Raw genomic sequence first — 19,113 nt, forward strand, 5'->3', positions numbered from 1 at the left:
CCGCCGAGCACGCCGACGTCGAGCGGCGCTCCGGAATCGCCGGTCGAGGAGCGGAGCGTCTCGAGACCCTGCGACGCGTTCACTTCTGCTTCCTCTCGAGGAACTCGGTCATGCGGCGGAACTTCTCGGGGCTCTCGAAGAGCACGGCCTGGGCGTCGAGGTCGACCGCGGGGTGGGCCGCACGCGGCGCCCGGAAGACGCGCTTGGTCGCGATGGTCGCGTCGCGGTCGTTGCGGGCGATGCGATCCGCGATCGCGTGCGCCGCGTCGAGCAGCGACTCCGGCGGATGCACGGCGCTCACGAGCCCGATCGCGAGCGCCTCGTCGGCCTCGACGGTGCGCCCGGTGAGCAGCAGCTCGGCCGCCCGCGCGTCGCCGACGATCTCCTTCAGCCGCCAGCTCGCCCCGGCCGCGGCGAGGATGCCGAGCCCGGTCTCGGGGTTGCCGATCTTGAGCGACGACGTGGCGATGCGGATGTCGGCGGCATACGCGAGCTCGGCCCCGCCGCCGAGGGCGTACCCGTCGAGCGCGGCGATCACCGGCATCGGCAGCTCGGCGACGCGGATGAACGCGTTCGCGTTGATACCACGGCGGGCGTCGTCGGCGCGTCGGTCGCGCAGCTCGGCGATGTCGGCTCCAGAGGCGAAGACGCCCCCGGCCCCCGTGATGATCAGGATGCGCGGGATCGCCTCGAGCTCGGCGCAGAGCAGGTGCAACGCGTCGATCGTGCGCTGGTCGATCGCGTTGCGCACGGCCGGCCGATCGAGCGTGGCGACCACGCGGTCGGGGAGGCGTTCGATGCGCAGGGGCGACGCGGCCCCCGGGTCGACGGCGGGGTCGGCAGCGGCGTTCGCCGCGGCATCCGTCATGACACGCGCTCCAGGATGAGGGCCGACCCCTGGCCGACGCCGACGCACATGGTCGCGAGTCCGTAGCGCGAGCCCTCGCGCTCCATGCGGCCGAGCAGGGTGACGATCAGTCGCGAGCCCGACGAGCCGAGCGGATGCCCCAGGGCGATCGCCCCACCGTCGGCATTGACGCGTTCGGGGTCGAGTCCGAGGCGACGGATGCAGGCGAGCGACTGCGTCGCGAAGGCCTCGTTGAGCTCGATCGAGCCGAGGTCGGCGACGTCGAGTCCGGCGCGCTCGAGCGCCTTCTCGGTCGCCGGGACCGGGCCGAGGCCCATGATCTCGGGCGCGAGCCCCGCGGAGGCCGCCGACACGATGCGGGCGCGCGGCACGAGTCCGAGCCGCTCGACCGCCGCGGCGCTCGCGACGAGGATCGCGGACGCGCCGTCGTTCAGCGCGCTCGAGTTGCCCGCCGTCACGACCGATCCCCCGGCGACGACCGGGCGGAGGCGGGCGAGCGCCTCGAGCGTGGTCTCGGGACGCGGCCCCTCATCGACGAGCACCTCGCCGTGATGCGTCTGCACGCCGACGATCTCGGACTCGAACCGCCCGGCGGCGATCGCGGCGGCGGCGCGCTGCTGGCTCCGCAGCGCGAAGGCGTCGGCATCGGCGCGGGTGATGCCGTCGACTCGGGCGACCTCCTCGGCCGTCTCGGGCATCGCGTAGGTGGCCTTCTCGCGGGCGAGCAGCTCGGGGTTCGGGAAGCGCCAGCCGATCGACGTGTCGTACGCGGCGCCGGGTCGCGCCCACGCCTTCTCGGGCTTGGCCTGCACCCACGGCGCCCGCGTCATCGACTCGACGCCGCCCGCGATGATGAGGTCGGCGTCACCGGCGCGGATCGCCTGGCCGGCCATCGTGATCGCCGACATGCCGGAGGCGCAGAGCCGGTTCACGGTGATGCCGGGCACCTCGTCGGGCAGGCCGGCGAGCAGCACGGCCATGCGGGCGACGTTGCGGTTGTCTTCGCCGGCCTGGTTCGCAGCGCCGAGGATCACCTCGTCGATCGCGCCGAGCTCACCGGCCGCATCGAGCCCGATGCGACGCACGAGCTCGCCGACCACGAGCGCGGCGAGGTCGTCGGGTCGCACGCTCGCGAGGGCGCCTCCGTAGCGTCCGACCGGCGTTCGCACGCCGCCGACGAGGTAGGCCTCTGCCATGGTTCACTCCTGACCGCACTGTCTCGGATCGAACGCGTCGCCTCGGGCATCGGCACGGGCGCGCACTCCGGTCGGAATTCCCGACCGACCGTTCAGGTAGTAATTATGACAGGCGGATGCCGCATGCCGCCACCCGAGGCTCCGGAAACGCCGAGACCGGCTCCCCGATCGCTCGGGGAGCCGGTCTGCGCACGGCGTGGCGCGTCTGCCCGCCTAGGGCAGTTGCGCCGGGGTGGGCGTCGACAGCACCCACTCGCCCGCGTCGCACAGGTAGAACGACACGGTCGCCGTGTCGATGAAGACATCGCCGTCGGTCGTGCAGGTCTCCGGCTCGGGCGCCGTCGTGCCGAGCAGCACCTGGGTACCTGGCGCGCCCTGTTCGCCGGTGGCGCCGGTCTCACCGGTCTCGCCGGTCTTGCCGGTCGCCCCCTTGGCCCCGGTCTCACCCGTGGCACCCTTCTCGCCGGTGGCCCCGGTCGCGCCCGTGAGGTTCTCTGCGGCCGACGTGCGGATGTTGCCGACCGCCGTCCACTGGCCATCCTGGAAGAGGTAGACGTCGGAGGTGCCGAGGTCGATGTAGACGTCGCCCTCGTACCCCTTGCCCTCCTCGGGAACGCCCGTGCCGGCACGGACTGCGGAGCCCGCCGGGAGGATCTCCTCGATCGCCTCCTCGTAGGCGACCTCGTCAGCCTCGACCGCGGTCGGCGTCGGCGTGGCAGCCACCTCGGCGGTGTCGTTCGAGCTCGCGAGCGTCGACCCGAGGAACGCCGCGACGAACGACAGCACGACGACGCCGATGCCCACTCCGATGAGCAGTCCGCGGGTCACGCCGGCCGGCTTCGGCTCGGAGGGTGCGGTCGCGGTCGCGGTGGGTGCAACGCTCGTCGCGGTCGACGTGACGCCGGTCTCGGCCGACGCCCCCGGCGGAGTCGTCGGGTCGGGCTGCGTGGCGTTCGGGTTGCCGTCGTCGGTCATGTCGTGCCCTCCACGTCGCGCGCGCACCCGACACCCGTGACCCCCACGGACGGAGCGCGCATCGCGCTCATGCTAGCGGCGCGAAACGGCCCGGAGGCGGATGCCGTGCGTGTCGGGGCACCGCGCAGACCGCGGAGTGCCGCGCGGCACCGACGACCGAGTCGACGGCACCACGCGGCATCCGCAGCTCACTCGAGCAGGTCGCGACCCTTCGGCTCCTTGACGAGCGACACCCCGATGAGCGAGATGACCGCCGCGATGGCGATGTAGAGGCCGATCGTCCACGACTGGCCCGTGGCGTTCAGCAGCGCCTCGGCGATCATGGGCGCGAACGCACCGCCGAGGATCGCGCCGAGCGCGTAGCCGATCGAGACGCCCGAGTAGCGCACCCGAGCCGGGAACATCTCGGCGTAGAGCGCGGCCTGCGGGCCGTACGAGAGGCCGAGGCCGAAGGTCATGACGAACAGCGCGACGAAGTACCAGCCGATCTCGCCGGTGTCGATCAGGAACCACATCGGAATCGCCCACAGCGCGAGGAAGACGTAGCCGATCTGGAAGGTCCGCACGCGACCGAGCCGGTCGGAGACACGCCCGCCGAACAGCGTGAAGATCAGCCAGCCGAACGATGCGAACGTGGTGGCGAGCAGCACGCTCGGGCGGTCCATGCCGAGCGCCGTCACGGCGTAGGTCGCGAAGTAGGCGATGAGCAGGTAGCCGGCCGCGTTGTTCGCGATGAAGATGACCGCCGTGAGCACGACCTGCTTCGAGTTGTGCTTGAAGAGCTCGCGCAGCGGCGTCGAGGACTCCTTGCGTCGCTTCAGCAGCTCCTCGAAGACCGGGCTCTCCTCGACCGCGCGACGGATCACGTAGCCGACGATGATGAGCACGATCGAGAGCAGGAACGGGATGCGCCAACCCCACTCCATGAACGCCTCGGGCGACATCGAGCTCGTGAGCACCCACAGCGTGAAGGTCGCGAGGATCATGCCGACCGGCACGCCGATCTGCGGGAATGCGCCGAAGAAGCCGCGGCGGCCGTTCGGGGCGTGCTCGACGGCCATGAGCGCCGCACCGCCCCATTCGCCGCCGGCCGAGAAGCCCTGCAGGATGCGCAGCAGGATGAGCAGGATGGGTGCCGCGATGCCGATGGCCGCGTAGGTCGGCAGGAAGCCGATGAGCGAGGTCGACACACCCATCATGATGAGCGTGAAGACGAGCATCTTCTTGCGCCCGAGCTTGTCGCCGAGGTAGCCGGCGACGATCGCGCCGAGCGGTCGGAACAGGAACGAGATGCCGATGGTGGCGAACGCCAGCACCTGGGCGAGCCCGGGGTTGGACTCCGCGAGGGGTGCGAGGAAGAGCGGGGCGAGCACGAGCCCGGCCGCCTGCGCGTAGATGAAGAAGTCGTACCACTCGATGGAGGTGCCCACGAGCGTGCCCGCGAGCACCCTCCGCTCCTCGGCGGGCATGCGCCCGGTCTGCGTGCGCTCTCTGGCTTCGGTCGACATGCGAACTCCGTTGTTCTGGCGTGCTCGGGGGAAGGGACCCGGAAGCCGTCTGCGTCGCCCGACTTCCTGACCGATTGTTCGGTCGGGAATTCAGGCTACGCAACACGGATGCCGCCCGCAACCCGAATGGGTGTCGCAGCGCTCACCGCGGGCTTCGCGGCGCACGACGAACCGGTCGCGCCCGCCGTGGCTCACTCGGAGGCGTGCGCTTCCCGACGCCCCGCTTCGCGCGCATCGGCGACGAGCCGGTCGACCTTCGCGGTGCGGCGGCGGCGGCCGACCAGGAGGCCGAGCACGATGAGGGCGACGGCGAGGAGCAGCACCAGCTGCGAAACCGGCAGTGCCCACACGGTCACGTCCTGCGAGACCGGTTGCACCGTCACGTCGGCGCCGTCCGGCCCGACAGCGGTCGCCTCGACGGTCACCGGAACGGTCACGGGGCCGAGCGGCCACACGTCGGGAATGCTGAAGCTCAGCGTGCGCCGCTCGCCCGGCAGCAGGTCGGCACTGGTCGGGCCGCCGGCACCGCTGTCGTCGGCCTCGAAGCCGGTCGGAGCGATCCGGGCCCCTCCGAACTCGGCCGCACCGACGATGGCGACGGCCACGTTGCCCGTGTTCTCGACGACACCGGTCACCTCCAGCTGCCCGGGCTGGAACGGGTTCCAGGAGATGTCGTATGCACCGTCGGCATCGAGTGCGACGGATGCCTCGAGCTCGCCGGTGACGCGCGTCATGACGCGGAATCCGACCCGGCTCTCGACGCCGACCTGCGCACCGTCGCCGGACGAGGTGGTCGTGATGGAGGCCGCGATGCCGGCCGCGTGGTCCCCGGGCGTCGCGTCCTCCGGGACGGTGACCGTGAACGGCAGCACCGCCGTGGCGCCGGGCGCCACGGCGACCTCGTCGGCCACCGAGATCCAGGTGCCCGCGTCGACCGAGGGCTGGTCGGACGGAAGCATGTTGAACCGGCCGGTCGACGTGAGGTAGCCGTCTGCGGCCGTGATCGCGAAGGTGACCTGCTCGTCGCCGAGGTTGCGCACCGCGAGGTGCTCGGTGGCGGACGCTCCCGGGTCGAGCTCGAGATCGACCCGGGAACGCCCGTCGGGCCCCTCGGCATTCGCCGGTGAGACCGACCAGGTGACCGTGCCCCCCTCCTCTGCCGAAGCCGAGACGGGCGCCGCGACCGAGGTCGCGAGCGCTCCTGCGACGGCGAGCACGGCCGAGGCCGCCGCAACGACAAGGGCAGGGAGGGGACGGTGCATGGTTCCTCTTTTACTCGAACAGGGAGAGGGTCAGAGTCGCAGCATAGTTGCCCGGCGCGACCGTCACCGGCGTCCGCAGGAAGAGGTCGGCGTTGGCCGTCCACTGACCTTCGGCCGAGAGCTCTTCCGAGTCGAATGCCATGGCGAGCAATTCCTGGTCGACGAGGCCGAACGGGTCGTCGGCTGACGCGTCCATGACGGTGTCGACCCGCTCGCCTTCCGAGACCAGGCCGGACTCGCCCCCATCGATCAGATGCGGCGCCCAGCCGAAGTGCCCGGCCTCGATGACCGGCTGCCCGGCGTCGCCGACGAAGTCGCTCGACGTGCCGAGCACGTACCAGAACGCGTCATCCGGGATCTCCTCGGCGGACCTGGTGTCGGTGATCGTCACCGTCGGCAGTTCTCCGGTGAACTGGCGGACGGTGTCGGTCGACCCCTCTTCGACGAGCGTCGTCGAGGTGCCGGCCACCGTCATCGCGAGCACACCGGGCTCGACGATCTCGGGGATGGCGACCTGGACGTCGACCTCGCCGTTGCCGTGGTTCTCCTCAGCTGCGGCAACGCCGGCGACGCCGACGAGCAGCAGGGCTCCGAGGCCGATCGCGCAGCCTCGCACCGCGCTTCTCATGTTCTTCATGTCGTGCTCCTTCTGTCTGTTCTTCGGGTGGATCGGTCGCGAGCGGATGCCGCGCCGGGAGGGGTCAGGCGCAATCGGATGCCGTGTACGAGGCATCCGTCGTCTGCGTGACGGGGATGCCGTCGATGACGGCCGTGACGGTCACGGAGACCGTTCCGGCGGCGACGTCGGCCGCACGCGTGCTGAACGTCTGCGTGCCGTTGGTGCCGGGCGCGATCGCGGCGATCGTCTTCGAGCCGTAGTCCGACGTGATCGCAGCAGCGATCGGCACCCCGTCGTCATTGCGCACGCGCACCGCGACGGCCGTCTTGCGCGCCACGCAGCGCGTGCCCGCCGTCACCTCGACGTCGAGCTTCGGCTCGACCGGCGGCCGGGTCCCGACGACGACACCAGGCTTCAGCGAGACGATCGTCCATCGGTAGGTCTGGCTGTCGCCGTTCGGGGCGATCGAACGGGCCTGCAGCACGTTCGGCCCGGCCGCCAGCGGCAGCTCGACGGCTCCCGTCCCGAAGTCGATCGGGTGGTCGTCGAGGGTCAGCACGACGTCGGTGTCGTCGTCGACCGGCGTCAGCGTGGTTGAGACGTGGTCGACGTCGGCCGGCACCACGGCGAGCCACGAGCGCGGCGCGACGGGAGCACCGAAGTCGACGCCCTGCCACGCGGGGTCTTCGAGCGCGGCCGCGAGTTCGACCTCGACCGGGGCGGGCACGGAATCGAAGAACGGCACGGCCTGGCCGTCGACCTTCAGCCCGCTCATGACGAACGCCGCTGCGGTGCTGCCCGATGCGAACGGGCCGTCGGCCATGACCCCGACCCGCGGGGTCGCGGCGCCGACGGCGGAGTTCGTGATGGTGCCGACGGTCGTGAAGTCGACGCCGTTCGTGGAGTAGCTGCCCGTGAAGGCGTTGCCGTTGCGGGTGATCTTGAGCCAGATGTCGGCCGTGGTCGGCGCGGTGATCCTCGTGTTCTCGTTGGGCGAGCCACCCGCCTCGGTCACGAGCGCCAACCCCGGGCTGCCGTTGTTGTGCTTGCGGTGCAGCGCGACGTAGTTCTCGTCGTCGACGTAGTAGATCAGGCCGGCTTCTTCGTAGAACGACTTCGTGGCGCCGCTCATCTTGACGACGACCTCGTTCGGGGTGGCGCCGCCGGCGTCGCGCAGCAGGATCCCGTTCGAGGAGTTCTGCGTCGCCCAGAGGGTGCCGCCGCCGGAGAGCAGGCGGATGGAGTCGGGAGCGACCGCCGACCATCGCGACGCGTCCTCCCTGATCCAGGTGAGGCCGGATGCCAGGGGCACGGTCGGCACCTGCGTCATCGAGTCGGCGTTCACCTTGAACGGGTCGTTGCCCGTCACCTCGGATGCCGCGGTGTTCGTCGAGACGCGCACGTTGAAGCCGGTCGCGTAGGTGTTGTCGCTGAACTCGAAGCGGTGGCTGCCGTTCATCTGGAACAGTGCCGTGCGCGAGGACTTCGACGGGTCCGGACTCGTCGTGGGCCCGTACCAGCCGACCGCGTTGTTCGTGAACGTCAGGTCGGACACCGATTTCGCGTTGATCAGCTGCGTGCCGGGCAGCAGGTTGAACCGGTTGTCGTCGATGAGCACGTTCTTGTGCACCGTGCGCTCCGGCTCGGTCGCGCTGTTCGTCGGGTCGAAGTAGATCACCGGTGCATTGGTCGTCGGACGGTCGAAGATGTTCTCGCGGATCACGAGGTCCTCGACGCCGCCGGATTCGTACCAGGCGGCCGCGTCGCCGGAGACGTAGATGCTCGCCATGCCGGCCTGGTCGAACATGTTCCGTTCGATGACGACGGGCTTCGGCGTCGTCACGAGAATTCCGCGGGTGGGGATCGACGTGAACGTGTTGCCCGCGATACGCACCTCAGGCGTGTACGTGAGGCTCTCTGCGGCATGCGTGTCGACCTGGATGCCCGTTGGCGCCCGATCGAGTGTCACCGTCATCTGCGTAAGGCTCGTGTCGTGGTCGTACCCGCTCGGTCCGGACACTGCGGCGACCGTGTACTCGGCATCGGCGACCGGGAGCATCGTGCCACGGTCGATGAATCGCAGCGTGTCACCGGGGTAGAACTGCGGGAACCCCGCGCTCTGGTTGTGCATGTATTGCAGGGTGACCTTCTTGTTCGCGAGGTCGACGCCCTTCACCTGCATGTAGGTGCCGTGGATGTTGATCGGGTCGTCGTGAGGATTGTCGAACAGCGAGTTCAGGATCTGCACCTTTCCGCCGACGCCCGACATCTGCAGGTAGTCGGCGAAACCCGACGTCTGCCTCCAGGTCCCGGCATCCGTCTTGAATCGCACGCCGTCGAGCGTGATGTCGTGCGCCATCTGCGCGACCATGCCGAAGCCGTGCAGGTATCCGAACTCGAGGTCGATCAGGTCGGTGTTCGTGCTCTCGAACGCGAAGATGCCCGGGGTGTCCCGATACGTCGGTCGCAGTTCGTAGACCTCGCCGCGGCCACCCGGGTCGGTACTGCCGGAGTACGTCACGCGAAGCCGGTTGTCGCCGAGTTCGGAGACGCCCGTCGAGTTCGTCCACACGGGCGCCGAGGTGCGATAGGTCTGGCCGGTGGCGAGGTGGCGCCGCTGGTTGTGCCCCTGGGTGGCCCATCCTGGCTCGTATCGCCAGTACGGCTGGCCGGTGACGGGGCTCGCCTCGCCGAGGAAGGCCGCCCGGCCGTTGCTGATCTCGTAGCGCGTGCCGGGAGGAACCTGGATGTCGCGGTACGGCACGCCGTTCGCGACGCCCGAGCCGAGCACCGTCAGGTCGACCGTGTTCGGCGCGACCCAGTCCGTACCGAAGCGGGTGAACGTGACATCTTCGGTGCGGATGGCGGCGATCTGGGTCTGCAGCCCGTGGAAGTTGAACTTCGAGCCCTCGCCGTCGACGATGACGTCGGACATGTCCTCGATGAGGATGCCGATGTTCTTCACGCGTGGGCCGGCATCGGCGCCGGTCGTGTTCGAGACGTAGAGCTCGCGCTTCTCGGTTCGTTCGGGGTAGATGTCGTAGGTGCCGTACGGGAACCGGATCGTCACCGGCCCCCCGAGTTCCTTGGCGTGCTGCACGGCATCGGCGATCGCCTCGGCCGAGTCGCGCTCGCCGGTCGGGTCGGCGCCGAAGTCGGTGACGTCGACGACCTCCCGTTCGGCGGCATGCTCGGCCATGGCGGATGCGTCGGGCTCGGCCGGGTTCGACGAACCGTATCCGACCGTCGCGGGCGTCAGCGGGACACCGCCTTCCGCGCTCGCCGCGGGAACGACGATGCTCGCCGTCAAGACGGCCGTGACCGCAGCGACGCCGAGTGGGATCGACCACGTCGATCTGGGTTTCGTGCTCATGGATATGCCCTCCAGTGCGTCATCGAACGGTGCCGGCCCAGGTCTCGATCGTTCAGAGCGTTCAGGGCGGCGTCCGCGGATCCGCAGATCCGCGGACGCCGCCGGGATGGGTCAGCCGCAGGTCGCCGCCGGGTACTCGGCCTGCAGCGTGACCGTGGAAGGTTCGCCATCGACCTCCGCCTCGGCCGTGACGTCGACGGAGCCCGCCGCCACGCTCGTCGCCCGGGTCGTGAACACGTGCACCGCGTTCCGGCCCGGGTCCACGGCAGCGAACGACTTCGTCCCGAAGGCGGACGCGAGGTCGATCGAGACCGGGACGTCCTCGCCGTTCGTCGCGCGAACCGTGAGCACGACCTTGCCCGCGATGCAGCGCGTCGTCACGGCGACCTCGACGTCGAGCGTTGCCGCGGGGGCGACCTCGAACGCCACGGTCGCGGCGGGGCTGACCGTGTGGTCGGCCCCTTCGGCGAGCGCGGTGACCTCGTAGGAGCCGACCGGCAGGGTTCCGGCGTCGACGGACCATGCGCCGTCTGCATCGACGGCGACGGTATCCGAAACCTGGCCCGATGCGTCGGAGACGTGGATGGTGGACCCGGACGGAGCGGTGCCCTCGATCGTCACCGGTTCCGCCACGTCGAGTCGCGCACCTGCGGTCGGCGCCGAGATCAGCGGGGCCGCCGGTGCGACGCCGGCCTTGGTCGTGGCCGTGAACTCGCCGCAGGCGACCCACTTCCCGTCGAACGAGGTCACGCCGGTCATGCGCACGTACCGTGCCGAGGAGCCGTCGAGTGCGACCGTCTTCGCGGTCGTGTCGTTCGCCCAGGTCGCCGACGCCGACTGCGTCCAGGTCGAGCCGTCGACGCTGGTCTCGAAGCGCGCGTCCTTGATCCGGCCGCCCACGGCTGCACGGGGAACGCATCCGACGGTCGCGAGCTGGCGTTCACGGCCGAGGTCGACGACCACCCAGTGCGGCGGCGGCGTGGAGGTGCCGCTCCATTGCGTGGTCCAGCCGGGTTCGGTCGCGCAGTCGACGACGTTGCTCGCCGGCCGGTTCTCGGCCGCGACCTCCTGGCTGCTGAAGGCGGTCACCGTCATGTCGGAGCAGCGCACGGCGGTCGGGTCCGTGACGGTCACCGACCTCGTCGCGGTGAGGGCGTCGCCCTCCGCCGGCTGCAGGCCGACCCCGATGGTGGAGGCGCCGCGCGCGTCCGAAGCGGGCCAGACCGTGAACTCGGCGGATGCCTGCTCGCCGGCGTCGAGCGCCGCGAGGCGCACCGCACGAGGCGCGACGGTCCAACCGTCGGGCACGTCGAGGCTCACGACGCCGGCAGCGGTGTCGGCGGAGATCGCGTCGACGGTCACCTCGGCGTCGAAGGCCACGCCCGCCGGTACCGCGCCGGGAGCCGTGATGCCGATGGTCGCCGACACGGTGAACCGGTAGGTGTGCCCCTCCTCGGCTGCGAACGTGACGGTGCCGTCGATGGCCGTGAGATCGAGCGTCTCGCCAGAGGTCTCGTCGACCGCGCTGAAGGGCCCGTCGAAGACGGTGCTGCGCACGGTGAGCTCGTCGGTGGCCGCGGCCTCGACGATGACCTCGTCGGCCGTGCCTGCGCTCCACGTCGCCGACACCTCGCTGCCGCCGCGAGCGACGAGGCCGCGGATGCTGCCCTTGTCCCACGAGCCCGGCAGTGCGGGAAGCACGTCGATCTCACCGCGCTGCGATTGCAGCAGCATCTCGGCGATGCCGGCGGTCGCACCGAAGTTGCCGTCGATCTGGAACGGCGGGGCCGTGTCCCACAGGTTGGGGAGCGTGGCGGACTTCAGCTGGTTGGCGAGCATCGAGAGCGCGCGGTCGCCGTCGAGCAGGCGAGCCCAGAAGTTGATCTTCCACGCGCTCGACCAGCCGACGCCGCTGTCACCGCGAGCCTCGAGGCTCTTCTTCGCGGCGACCGCCAACTCGTCGCCCGACCGCACGTCGATCGCGTTGCCGGGGTAGAGGGCGAAGAGGTGCGAGACGTGGCGGTGCGTGTTCGTCGGGTTGTCGAGCGCCTGCTCGGCCTTCCACTCCTTGATCTGGCCCCAACTGCCGACGGCGAGGCCCGGGTCGATGTTCGCGATCGCATCGCTGACGCGAGCGCGGAACTCAGCGTCGACGTCGAGCTCCTCGGCGGCATCCAGCGTCGAGACCAGCAGGTCGGCGACGATCTGCTGCGAGATCGCGGAGCCCGCCGTGAAGGGCCCCTGCTCGGGCGAGTAGCTGGGCGTGACGACCAGCTTGCCGTCGCGCGGATCGGTGCGGAGGTTCTGCAGCCAGAACTCGGTGGTCTCCTTCATCATCGGGTAGGCGCGGTCGGCGAGGTACTCGCGGTCGCCGGTGAAGAGGTAGTGCTCGTAGATGGGCTGCATGAGCCAGGCATTCGCCTCCGGCATCCAGAACGACGTCGACCAGTCGTGCACGCCGGTGAAGCCGAAGGCGTTGGTGTTCTGGTGCACGGTCCAACCGTCGGTGCCGAACATCTCCCGTGCGGTGACGCGGCCGGGCGGGATGAGCGCCTCGACGAAGTCGACCAGGGGTTCGGCGGTCTCCGACAGGTTGGTGACCTCGGCCGGCCAGTAGTTCATCTGCACGTTGATGTTCGTGTGCCAGTCGGCCTCCCACGCGGGCCTGGTCGAGTTGTTCCAGATGCCCTGCAGGTTCGCCGGCAGCCCTCCGGGCTGCGAGCTCGAGATGAGCAGGTACCGCCCGAATCCGAAGAAGAGCGATTCGAGCCAGCGGTCATCGGGCGCCGTACCGCCGCGGGTGTAGGCCGCGAGCACCTGGTTCGTGGGCTTCGAGGGCACCGGCACCCCGAGGTCCAGCGCCGCGCGGTCGAACAGTTCGGTGTAGTGGGCGAGGTGATCCTCGAGGACGGCCTCGAACCCGTGGTCGACGGCGGTGTCCACTTCGGCGGTTACCTCGGCGTGCGGGTCCTCGCCGAGGTAGTCGGGGTACTCGTCGAGGTAGTCGGTGCCCATGCTCAGGTACACGACGGCCGAGTCGGCGTCGCTGACCGACACGGCGGCGCCGGTCTCGCTCGTCGATCCGCCCTCGGCGACCACCTGGGCCTGCAGCTCGTACTTCATGCCGTTGTCCGCCAGTTCGCCGGTGACCGACACGCGCCCGTCTTCGACGTCGACGTCGGGGTTGTGCGGCGAGGCGAATCGCGTGCTGAAGTTGATCTGGCCGGGCTCGTCCGACGTGAGCCGCATGACGACCACGTCGCCGGGCGTGCTCGCGAAGTACTCGCGCGTGATCTTCGCGCCGTCCGCGTTCGTGTAGGCGACGCGTGCGATCGCGGTGGAGAGGTCGAGGCTGCGACGGTAGTCGGTCGCTCCGGCCGAGTCGGGGACGTCCAGGAAGAAGTCCCCGAAGACCTGGTGGGCGCCGAACTTCGGCACCCGGTTGAGCGGCGTGGAGTACGCGGGGTTGCCGAGCTTCTGCGAGACGGCGTCGGGATTCATGCTTCCCTGGTCTTCGATCTGCTGGCGCACCTCCTCGAGCGCGGTCGGGCGGGGCGCCGGCCAATTGCCGAAGATGTAGGGCGTGGTCCCCTCGGTCGAGCGCGGACCACCGGTCCAGAGCGAGTCGATGTTGAGCGTCAGCTGCTCGTTCGCCAGCTTGCCGAACACGGTCGCGCCCTGATGGCCGTTGCCGATGGGCAGCGACTCGCGCTCCCAACTGGCGGCCGGGGCGGTGTACCACATCGTGGTCGCCGGGTTCTCGGCCGGCGTCTCGGTTGCGGCGACGGCTGGCGAGGCCGCGAGGCCGGCGACCGCGATGGACCCTGCGATGAGGGCTGGAACGGTGAGGACGGCGAGCCCGCGACGGCGCGCGCGATCAGTTCTCGGAAGCAATGGATTCCCCTTCGTGCTGCACTGAACGGAGGTTCGCCGCCTCATCCGGGCGACGCTTCGAATATCCTATTGGATACTTGAACCTTCGCAAGGGGCAGAAGTCCGACGGGCCGACGTGAGGTAGCCGTCCGAGGCGGTGATCGCGAAGGTCACCGCCTCGTCGCCGAGGTCGTGCACCGCGAGGTGCTCGGTGGCCGACGCCCCCGGGCCGAGCTCGAGCTCGACCCGGGAACGCCGCGGCACGCGTGCATGGCTACTCGAACAGCGAGAGGGTGAGCGTCGAGACGTAGTTCCCGGGCTCGACCGTCACGGGGGTCCGCAGGAACAGGTCGGCGTTCGCCGTCCACTGGCCCTCGGGCGCGATGGCCGCCGAGTCGATCACGAGGGCGAGCAACTCCTGGTCGACCAGGCCGAAGGGGTCCTCCGCGCCGGGGTCGTCCTCGTCCATCACCGTGTCGACGACCTCACCCTCGGCGACCAGTCCGGCGTCGCCGCCGTCGATCAGGTGCGGCGCCCAGCCCAGGTGGCCGGCACCGATCGCCGGTTGCCCGGCATCACCGATGAAGTCGCTCGAGGTGCCGATCACGTACCAGCCGGCACCCGCCGGAATCTCGTCGGCCGTGCGCGTGTCGGTCACGGTGACCGTCGGCAGCTGACCGGTGAACTGGCGCTCCGTCGCCGTCGACCCGTTCTCGGTGAGCGTCGTCGCGGCGTTCGCGACGGTCATCGCCAGGACGCCGGGTTCGGTGAGTTCGACGATCTGCACCTGCACGTCGACGGCTCCGTCGTCGTGCTGCTCCTCAGCGGCCGCCACGCCGGCGATGCCGACCAGCATCACCGTGCCGAGGCAGACCGCCCCGATCCGAGCCGCGGTTCTCGTGTTCGTCATGCTCGTGTTCCTCGTCTCTCGTTGTTCAGTGCTGGTCGGGGATCATGCGATGTCATCCGCACGAGACGCCGCCGTATGCGGCATCCACCGTGCGCGTGACCGTCTGCCCGCCGATGACGGCCTCGACCGTCGCGGTGACGGTGCCGGCCGAGACGCTCGCCTGCCGGATCGTGAACGCGGCGGAAGCGCCCTTGCCGGGGGCGACCGCAGCGATCGTCTTCTGGCCGTGGGCCGACGAGAAGCCCACCTTGACGGGGACCTCCGTCGCATTGGCCAGCGTCGCCGTCACGACGACCTTCTTCGCCACGCACCGCGTGCTCGCGGTCGCCGTCACGTCGAGCTCCGGCTCGGGAGCCGTGTCCGACGTGAGGATGAGCCAGCTCAGCTGCACGTCGGGTCCGCGCGTCGGGCGCAACGAGACGTCGATGCGCCCGTCCCCGCCGACGACCACGCCGGCGTAGGCCGCGGTCTGGTTCGTCGCGTCGAAGTCGTGGTCGGCTTCGACGACGGCGCCGTTCACGGTGACCTTCGCACCGCGGTCGTTCCACTGCGCCCACGGGTCGGAGTATCCGGCGTACACGGTGTACGTGCCCGGTGCGAGCCCGTCGAAGCGGTAGGCGAGGTCCGCGCCCTCCGTCGCATAGCGCAGCGTGCCGAACATCGTGTCGCTCTGCGTCGACACCGCGTTCTGGTCGCCCAGGTAGCCCCAGGCGGCGCCCGTGCCCGCGTCGACCGCGTACTTCTGGTCGGGACGGCTGTTCAGCAGCGGCGCCTGCTCGGCCGCTGCGTCGACGAGCGTCTGCCAGTCGGCCGTGCGCTGGCCGCCCGCGTTCACCGCGTACCGCACGTTCTCGGGAACCACGGTGACCTGGCGGGTGAAGGTGCGCCCGCCGAAGTCGGGCAACGTGCCCGTCGCGGTGACCGTGCCCGGGAGGTCGAACGAACCGTCGAACGCCCACGTGACGGCCTGCGTCGTGGTCTCGCCGTTCGCCGTGACCGTGACGGTCGCCGTGTCGAGCGCCTCGCCGAGCTTGACGCTCGACGGCACCCCGGCGACCTCCCACTCGGACCAGCCGTCGAGCTGGTCGAGCGTCCACTCGTCGTACACCTCGACCGCGAGCGTGTCGCCACCCTCGCCGAGGCTGATCGGCAGCCACACGAGCGGTGCGTTCGCCAGCGCGGAGTCGGAGCCGCCGTTCCAGCGATCGCCCATGTAGATGTACTTGCCGTGCTCGCGGTCGACGGGGATCACCGACGTCGGTTGCGTGTTCCACGAGTTCGACTGCGCCCACCACGGGAACGGGTCGCCGATCTCGGTCCAGTCACCCATGATGTCGGTCGCGCTCGCGTACTTCGTCGGGTTCGGCGACCAGCCGCTCGTGCCCGACGTGAGCAGGAAGTAGCGCTCGTCGTGCTTGAACATCGCCGGCGCCTCACGCGACCAGCCGACGAAGATGCGGTTGAAGTCGACCCCTTCGACGGCCTGGTCGGCCGGGGTGGCGAGGCCGGTGTACTCGTCGTCGAGCTTGGAGATGTACATCGTCCCGTTGCCTTCGCTCGAGTAGATGATGTAGCCGGTGCCGTCGTCGTCGACGAAGAGGTTCATGTCGCGTGCCATGCCCGGCGTGTCCCAGCCTTCGGGCGAGGAATTCAGGGCGTAGTTGTCGATGTAGCGGAACGGGCCGAAGGGCGAGTCGGCGATCGCCACGCCAGCCCTGGCCTTCGCATACTGGGCGGTCGACGTCTCGCTCGGTCCGTCCATGTGGGCCCACATGACCCATTTCCCGGTGGCCTCGTTGTGGATCACCTTCGGCCGTTCGATGATGGGCGGCGTCACGCCGGCGACCGGTGTGGTGCCGAGGTCGCGGTAGACGGCGTCCTTCTGCGCCTGCGTGTAGTCGCCGTACAGGGCTTCGAAGTACGGCTCGTCGAACTGCGCCTTCGACGAGAGGGCGCGCAGCGCGAGGCCCTGATCGGTCCAGTTGTACAGGTCGTACGAGCTGTAGACGTGCACGCCCGGTGCCGAGTGGTAGCCGTTCGTGCGGTCCTCGCCGTAGAGGTAGTAGATCGTCTCGCCGTCCTCATCGGTCGACGGCACGACCTGGCCGCCGTGCGCCTGGATCACGTTGCCGTTCGTGTCGAGCCACGACTGCCCTGGGCGGAAGCTCGTGTAGGTCGGGCCGACCGGCCCCTCGGGCTCGACGATCGTGAACCGCTGGTTCCCGCCGCCGTTGGAGGTCCAGAGACCGACGGATGCCCCGACCGAGGTCGACTGGCCCGCGACGTCGAGCACGCGCTCGCGCGCCGGGTTCAGCAGGGTGAAGGTGGTGCCGTCGGTGGTGTTCGCGACCCATTGCGCCGAGGCATCCGCTCGGGCCTGCTCGTCGGTCAGGGTGCGCAGTTCGGTGCCGCTCGCGTTCGCGGCGAGCGTTCGGCCGTCGGCCAGGCGCAGCGCGAATCGGTCGCTCGTGGTGCCGTCGCCCTCGCTCAGGCGGGTCGCGGTCCAGAGCTGGGCGTCGTCGGCACCCGCTGCCGCAGCATCGCCGAGCACGGTGGCGGGGCTTCCGGATGTCGCGGCGAGCGGCTTGCTGCTCTGCACGCCGACGAGACGGAAGGTCTCGCCGTCGCGGACGGCGGGCGCGTCGGCCGCGGCGCCGGAGGCCCCGGTGACCACGAACGTCGTGATCGACTTCGCGGGCACCGTGAGGTCGGCCGATCCCGTGGCCGGGTCGACGGCGACGGGGGCGCCCTCGACCAGGGCGTTCGCCGAGGGGTCGCCGGCCGGGGACTCCGTCGTGACCACCGGCGTGACGGTCGCGCCGGCCGCGAGTTCGCCGAACTGCGAGAGGTCGACGCGCACGCGCTGCTGGCTGGTCGAGGTGTTCGTGTGCACGAGCACGGCGCCGGAGCCGTCGCCCTTGACCGCCGACGTCGTCTGGGCGTCGTTGGTCGGCACGATGCGGTCGCCGGGCTCGATGTAGTGCGTGAAGTTGCGGATCGCGTCGAACTTGGAGTTCGTCACGACCTTGCACGACGGGTCGGCATCGCCGTCGGCGAGGCGCCGCTCGGAGTTCCCGTCGGCGTTGCAGTCGAAGTCGATGAAGACCGAGCCCCAGTTGAGCTTCTCCTGCTTCTGCATGTTGTAGAGGTCCTCGACGGGCTGCCAGAGCACCCAGGCCGACGGGTCGAGCTCGCGCAGGTCGCCGGTGATGTGCTGGGCGATGCCGAGTCCGTTCTCGATCGAGGCCGGGTTCCAGGTGTTGCCGCCCCAGTTGCCCTCGACCTCGCTCATCCAGAGCGGCTTGTCGGCGGCCTTGGCGATGTCGCGCACGCGCAGCCGGTCGCCCGTGCCGTAGGTGTGCACGTTGAGCTGGTCGACGGCCTGCTTGGCCTCGGGCGTCCAGCCGTCCCAGTCGGTGACGAAGCGTCCGGGGTTCGTCTCGTCGGGGCCCGAGAGCAGGGCATCGGTCGTCGTGCCCGCGTCGGCGAGTTCCGCGTCGAGTGCGGTCAGCACCTGCGACTGCATCGCCGGCCCGACGTGCGCGCCCTCCTGGCGGCCGCCGGTCGGTTGCCCGTTGCCGCCGAGCGTCGTGCCCCAGTAGTTCGTGTTCGGCTCGTTGAGGGGGTCGATCGTGTCGAACTCGATGCCGTGCGCCTCTTCGACGTGCTCGGCCACGGTCGTGAGGTAGGTGGCGAACTTCTGAACGGCGGCCGGCTTGATCTGCTCGGCGTTCGCGTCGAAGCCGCCGCTGACGTAGCCGCTCTCGGTCATGAAGTACGGCGGCGAGTTGCTGAACGCCTCCCACTTCGTGACGCGATCCTTGATCTGGTCGACCCAGGCGAGCTGTGCGGCGTCGGCGTCGAAGTCGTAGTCGGATGCCGCATCGCCCGTCCATGCGGCGAGGTACCGGTTGCGGTCGACATAGCTCGACGTGATGGGGCCCTGGGCGTCGGTGAGCGGCGCATCCGCGTTCCACCATCCGGGTACGGCACCACCTGGGCGCAGGTAGTCGGACACGTCGGAGGCGTTGCCGCCGCCGATGTTGTACCTGGCGATGTTGAGGTTCATCCCGTCGTCGCCGAACACCGAGTCGATGAGCTCGGTGCGGAGCGCGTCGGGGTAGTCGCCGGTGGCGTTCGCCATCCAGACGAGGCTGGTGCCCCAGCCGTCGAACTCCGGACCGGTGACGGCCGGGTTCGGGGTGAGCACGACGTCGGCCTCGGCGGCCGATGCTGCGAGGGGCATGAATTGCAACGAACCTGCCACGGCGGCTGCGGCGGCGAGAGCCGCCGCGGCGGCGCGCGGGCGTGATTTCAAAGTGGACACCGTTGTCTCTTCCGATCAGGAATGTTGACGTCAACATTCAGATGTTGACGTCAACATATCGAACCCGTTCGCGGTTGTCGAGTGAAATTCGAGACTCGATCGAAAGTAAACGTTGCAAAGGTGGCGGTCGTGCACCGTGCACGCTCCCAACCGGCATGGACCGCTTCGGCAGCGCGGTCGGGGCCTGCTGCAGACCGTCCAG

10 protein-coding genes are annotated in these 19,113 nt (G+C 69.9%); all 10 read right to left on the reverse strand.

Annotated elements, in window-relative coordinates:
* Positions 1 to 79: 79 nt before the first annotated feature.
* The 10 genes from ATC03_RS17270 to ATC03_RS17315 all read right to left on the reverse strand — a co-directional run bounded on the left by ATC03_RS17270 (position 80) and on the right by ATC03_RS17315 (position 18,830).
* Complete coding sequence (locus ATC03_RS17270) at positions 80 to 868, reverse strand: enoyl-CoA hydratase/isomerase family protein (protein WP_067879817.1); 789 nt, start codon at positions 866 to 868, stop codon at positions 80 to 82.
* On the reverse strand, positions 865 to 2,064 hold the full coding sequence (locus ATC03_RS17275) for an acetyl-CoA C-acyltransferase (protein WP_067879820.1): 1,200 nt from the start codon (positions 2,062 to 2,064) through the stop codon (positions 865 to 867). Before ATC03_RS17275 ends, ATC03_RS17270 begins: the two co-directional genes overlap by 4 nt.
* 213 nt (positions 2,065 to 2,277) lie before the next feature.
* Entirely contained in the window at positions 2,278 to 3,039 is a 762-nt protein-coding gene (locus tag ATC03_RS20865; RefSeq protein WP_067879824.1) for a collagen-like protein, read from the reverse strand.
* Positions 3,040 to 3,227: 188 nt separating this feature from the next.
* A complete protein-coding gene (locus ATC03_RS17285) occupies positions 3,228 to 4,547 on the reverse strand; it encodes an MFS transporter (RefSeq protein WP_067879827.1) in 1,320 nt (439 codons plus the stop codon).
* A 191-nt stretch (positions 4,548 to 4,738) separates the two neighbouring features.
* A complete protein-coding gene (locus ATC03_RS17290) occupies positions 4,739 to 5,809 on the reverse strand; it encodes a COG1361 family protein (protein WP_067879830.1) in 1,071 nt (356 codons plus the stop codon).
* A 10-nt stretch (positions 5,810 to 5,819) separates the two neighbouring features.
* A complete protein-coding gene (locus ATC03_RS17295) occupies positions 5,820 to 6,446 on the reverse strand; it encodes a hypothetical protein (protein ID WP_067879833.1) in 627 nt (208 codons plus the stop codon).
* A 64-nt stretch (positions 6,447 to 6,510) separates the two neighbouring features.
* On the reverse strand, positions 6,511 to 9,801 hold the full coding sequence (locus ATC03_RS17300) for a DUF1349 domain-containing protein (protein ID WP_067879835.1): 3,291 nt from the start codon (positions 9,799 to 9,801) through the stop codon (positions 6,511 to 6,513).
* A gap of 111 nt (positions 9,802 to 9,912) precedes the next feature.
* Entirely contained in the window at positions 9,913 to 13,695 is a 3,783-nt protein-coding gene (locus ATC03_RS17305) for a glycosyl hydrolase family 95 catalytic domain-containing protein (RefSeq protein WP_067879838.1), read from the reverse strand.
* A 253-nt stretch (positions 13,696 to 13,948) separates the two neighbouring features.
* Positions 13,949 to 14,584, reverse strand: a complete 636-nt coding sequence (locus ATC03_RS17310) for a hypothetical protein (protein WP_067879841.1) — start codon at positions 14,582 to 14,584, stop codon at positions 13,949 to 13,951.
* Positions 14,585 to 14,636: 52 nt separating this feature from the next.
* On the reverse strand, positions 14,637 to 18,830 hold the full coding sequence (locus ATC03_RS17315) for a family 43 glycosylhydrolase (protein ID WP_067879843.1): 4,194 nt from the start codon (positions 18,828 to 18,830) through the stop codon (positions 14,637 to 14,639).
* Positions 18,831 to 19,113: the final 283 nt, after the last annotated feature.

Origin of the sequence: Agromyces aureus (genome assembly GCF_001660485.1) — a bacterium.
Lineage (GTDB): Bacteria > Actinomycetota > Actinomycetes > Actinomycetales > Microbacteriaceae > Agromyces > Agromyces aureus.